We start from the raw sequence: 3,201 nt of genomic DNA on the forward strand, positions 1-3,201 counted from the left end.
GACCCATTTCATCACTTCCGGGCCGCCGGCTTTATCGAATCGGATTGCTTTTACCATCATGTCTCCTTGGTGTGTGACGTCGACCGATCGCGCAACACGCGCGCGTTCAGACCTGCTGCGTGAGGCGTAAGGTCAGCACGTCGAGAATCATTCGCGCGGTCGAAATGTTCGTGGCGCAGGGAATGTTGTGAACGTCGCAGGCCCGCACCAGCGCATTGATATCCGGTTCGTGCGGCTGCGGGGTCATGGGGTCGCGCAGGAAAATCACCATGTCCACCCGCCCTTCCGCGAGTTGCGCGCCGATCTGCAAGTCGCCGCCATGCGGGCCCGACAGCATGCGCTCGACCGTGAGCCCGTGCGCGTCGCCAATGCGCGTGCCGGTCGTGCCGGTCGCGACGATCTCGCAACGCCTGAGCGTATCGACGTATTCGCCGGCCAGTTTGACGATGTCGTCTTTCTTGTGATCGTGCGCAATTAGCGCGATGCGGGTGCTCATGACGTAAGACTCCTGAAACCGTTGTGATTGTCGTTGTTGTAGGGAGAGTGCCGCGCTTGCTTCAAAAAGATCGGCGCTCAGAACGTACCGGGGTAAGTGCCGCCGTCGATCAGCCAGTTCTGCCCGGTGATGTAGCCGGCGTGCACGCTGCACAGGAACGCACAGGCCCGGCCGAATTCGTCGCGATTGCCGAAACGGCCGGCGGGGATCGTCTTCATGCGCTGCTTGCGCGCGTCGTCGATGGAAATGCTTTGCGCCTTGGCTTGCGCCGCGAAGGTGGTGGCGATCCGGTCGGTGTCGAAGATACCCGGCAACAGGCTGTTGATCGTCACGCCCGAGCCGGCCACCTTGCTGCGCGCGAGTCCCGCGATGAAGCCGGTCAGGCCCGAGCGCGCACCGTTGGACAAGCCAAGCACGTCGATCGGCGCCTTCACGGCGGAACTCGTGATATTGACGATGCGGCCAAAGCCGCGCTCGCTCATCCCGTCGATGGTCGCGCGGATCAGCTCGATCGGCGTGAGCATGTTGCTCTCCAGCGCGCGGATCCAGTCTTCGTGCGTGAAGTTGCGGAAGTCGCCCGGCGGCGGCCCGCCCGCATTGTTGACCAGAATGTCCGGCTGCGGGCACGCGGCGAGCGCCGCGGCACGTCCTTCCGGCGTGGTGATGTCACATGCCACGGTGTTCACTTCCACGCCGCTTTGCTTGCGGATTTCGGCGGCGGTCGCCTCCAGCGTCTGCGCCGTGCGCGCGACGATCGTCAGATTGACGCCTTCGGCCGCCAGCGCTTCCGCGCAGCCGCGCCCCAATCCCTTGCTGGCCGCGCAAACCAGCGCGGTGCGTCCTGCGATTCCCATGTCCATGTGTGTATCCTCGTGACGTGAATGTGCGCGTCGTTGTGACTCGATTGCGAACCGGTCGTGGACCGGTCGCGCCTTTCGTGACTTCTTTGTGGCCCGGTCGCGGCTTGCTCGCTACCCGCTGCCGCGGGCCCTTCGTGTCCTGGTCCTGGTCCTGGTCCTGGTCCTGGCCCTGGCCCGGCTCGTGACCCCGTGTCGCCGACCAAAGCCGCCTGATCGCGGCCCGGTTTCCCCGATTCTAGAAGAATCGGTGCCGGACTGCCCTGGGCTGCTGCAATCTCCGGTATCTTCCCGCGGCACTCTTTCGGTAAACTTGCGCCGTGGCGTGCCAGCCGGCCGTATTTTCAGCCGGCACCAGCCGCCGATCCGACACCGGAACCGATCCCTTTTTCAGCCGCTTGCGCTCCCGCCATGACTCAGGACAGCCGTTTTCCCAATCTTTTCATCCTCGATCACCCGCTGATCCAGCACAAGCTGTCGCACATGCGCGACCGGGACACCTCGACTCGCACGTTCCGCGAACTGCTGCGCGAGATCACGCTGCTGATGGGCTACGAAATCACCCGCAACCTGCCGATGACCACGCGCCGCCTCACCACGCCGCTGGTCGAAATCGACGCACCGGTGATCGCCGGCAAGAAACTGGCGATCGTGCCGGTGCTGCGTGCCGGCATCGGCATGTCCGACGGTCTGCTGGAGCTGGTGCCGTCGGCGCGCGTGGGCCACATCGGCGTGTATCGCGCCGAGGACCATCGCCCGGTCGAGTATCTGGTGCGCCTGCCGGATCTGGAAGACCGCGTGTTCATTCTGTGCGATCCGATGGTCGCGACCGGTTACTCGGCCGTGCACGCGGTGGACGTGCTCAAACGCCGCAACGTGGCGGGCGAGAACATCTTGTTCCTCGCGCTGGTGGCCGCGCCGGAAGGCGTGCAGGTGTTCCAGGACGCGCATCCGGACGTCAAGCTGTACGTGGCCTCGCTCGATTCGCACCTGAACGAGCACGCGTACATCGTGCCGGGTCTCGGCGACGCCGGCGACCGCCTGTTCGGCACGAAGAACTGACGGCAGGTTGAAAAGTGAAAAGGCCGGGAGGGGCCGCGCGCAAAACGCCGCTGTTCGATTTACAAGCACTTTCCGGCCACGCTCCCCTCTGCCGCGCCCCCGCGCCGTGATAAAATTCGAATCCGCTCAAAGAGCGGCTCAACTTGCACAACTGCCTGGCGCATCGCGCCTTTACGCGGGGCTTGCCGGAACTGGCGCGGCGTTTTCAGCCCGCTAGCCGCACCGCCTGGCCCCAACCGCGCTGCAAAACCGGCCCCGCTAGCCGCGGCGCAACCGGACACAGCCGGGCGTTATCAAGCTGAAACCGTCTGAATCGAGGCGCAAGATCGCAATCACCAGCGCCCGGCATCGCAACGACAATTGCACAATGCGTGCGCCCCGCTGGCGCGCGCGATGGAGAAAGGTATGGCGGGTCATTCGAAATGGGCCAACATCAAGCATAAGAAAGCAGCGGCCGACGCCAAGCGCGGCAAGGTCTGGACGCGGCTCATCAAGGAAATTCAGGTCGCGGCCCGCATGGGTGGCGGCGACATCGACTCGAATCCGCGTCTGCGGCTCGCCGTCGAAAAGGCGTACGACGCCAACATGCCGAAAGATAACGTCAACCGCGCGATCCAGCGCGGTGTGGGCGGCGTGGACGGCGCAAACTACGAAGAAATCCGCTACGAAGGCTACGGCATCGGCGGCGCGGCGGTGATCGTGGATACCATGACCGACAACCGCACGCGCACGGTGGCGGACGTGCGTCACGCGTTCTCGAAGAACGGCGGCAACATGGGCACGGAC

4 protein-coding genes are annotated in these 3,201 nt (G+C 64.6%); 2 read left to right on the top strand and 2 right to left on the bottom strand.

Annotated elements, in window-relative coordinates; genetic code table 11:
• Window positions 1–106: 106 nt before the first annotated feature.
• Both QOC89_RS30860 and QOC89_RS30865 read right to left on the bottom strand, forming a co-directional pair.
• Entirely contained in the window at window positions 107–496 is a 390-nt protein-coding gene (locus tag QOC89_RS30860) for a methylglyoxal synthase (RefSeq protein WP_074284944.1), read from the bottom strand.
• 77 nt (window positions 497–573) lie between these two features.
• A complete protein-coding gene (locus tag QOC89_RS30865; protein ID WP_323048508.1) occupies window positions 574–1,356 on the bottom strand; it encodes an SDR family oxidoreductase in 783 nt (260 codons plus the stop codon).
• A gap of 408 nt (window positions 1,357–1,764) precedes the next feature.
• Between QOC89_RS30865 and upp the strand changes: the two genes are divergently transcribed.
• Together upp and QOC89_RS30875 are read left to right on the top strand one after the other, a co-directional pair.
• Window positions 1,765–2,415, top strand: a complete 651-nt coding sequence (upp, locus tag QOC89_RS30870; protein ID WP_011487457.1) for a uracil phosphoribosyltransferase — start codon at window positions 1,765–1,767, stop codon at window positions 2,413–2,415.
• Window positions 2,416–2,820: 405 nt separating this feature from the next.
• Window positions 2,821–3,201: YebC/PmpR family DNA-binding transcriptional regulator (locus tag QOC89_RS30875; RefSeq protein WP_323048509.1), on the top strand; the 381-nt coding region annotated here is incomplete at its 3' end.

The organism is Paraburkholderia sp. (assembly GCF_034668105.1).
Classification (GTDB): domain Bacteria; phylum Pseudomonadota; class Gammaproteobacteria; order Burkholderiales; family Burkholderiaceae; genus Paraburkholderia.

Excerpts from the sequence above, each read along its gene's own strand:
- QOC89_RS30860 (WP_074284944.1), bottom strand. The coding sequence starts at position 496 with ATGAGCACCCGCATCGCGCTAATTGCGCACGATCACAAGAAAGACGAC.
- QOC89_RS30865 (WP_323048508.1), bottom strand. The coding sequence starts at position 1,356 with ATGGACATGGGAATCGCAGGACGCACCGCGCTGGTTTGCGCGGCCAGC.
- upp (WP_011487457.1), top strand. The coding sequence starts at position 1,765 with ATGACTCAGGACAGCCGTTTTCCCAATCTTTTCATCCTCGATCACCCG.